We start from the raw sequence: 496 nt of genomic DNA, 5'->3' as shown, positions 1-496 counted from the left end.
TTATCACGTCCTTCCTCGCCTCTGAGAGCCTAGGCATCCCCCGTGCGCCCTTAGTCACTTACTCTACTTACGTCCCGGTTTCCCGGGACCTCTGTTACAATTTCTACTTCGATATGTCAATGAACTTATTCTCTTCTTATTAAGAGAAGTGAAAATGGTTGCCCATTTTGGTGGAGGATAACGGATTCGAACCGTTGACCCCCTGCGTGCAAGGCAGGTGCTCTAGCCAGCTGAGCTAATCCCCCGATACTTTCAATACTTGAATGGATTGTGTGGGCTTGCGTGGACTCGAACCACGGACCTCTACATTATCAGTGTAGCGCTCTAACCACCTGAGCTACAAGCCCAACTCAATATTTTAAAGTGCGTGAGAGCGAAAAAGCGCCTGTGACAGGTGTCTTTCCAGAAAGGAGGTGTTCCAGCCGCACCTTCCGGTACGGCTACCTTGTTACGACTTAGCCCCAGTTACCGGTTCTACCCTAAACGGCTCCTATAC

The 496-nt window shown here is 50.0% G+C and carries 2 tRNA genes and 1 rRNA gene; all 3 read right to left on the bottom strand.

Going from position 1 to position 496, the window contains the following annotated elements:
• Positions 1 to 168: 168 nt before the first annotated feature.
• Positions 169 to 245: transfer RNA gene (locus J0A68_RS22470), tRNA-Ala, on the bottom strand.
• 28 nt (positions 246 to 273) lie between these two features.
• Positions 274 to 347: transfer RNA gene (locus J0A68_RS22465), tRNA-Ile, on the bottom strand.
• A gap of 59 nt (positions 348 to 406) precedes the next feature.
• Positions 407 to 496: ribosomal RNA gene (locus J0A68_RS22460) — 16S ribosomal RNA — on the bottom strand; the annotation flags it as partial.

Origin of the sequence: Algoriphagus oliviformis (assembly GCF_017254915.1) — a bacterium.
GTDB classification, from domain to species: domain Bacteria; phylum Bacteroidota; class Bacteroidia; order Cytophagales; family Cyclobacteriaceae; genus Algoriphagus; species Algoriphagus oliviformis.
The sequence above is the reverse complement of the archived record's forward strand: the minus strand, read 5'-3'. Positions and strand labels throughout refer to the sequence as shown.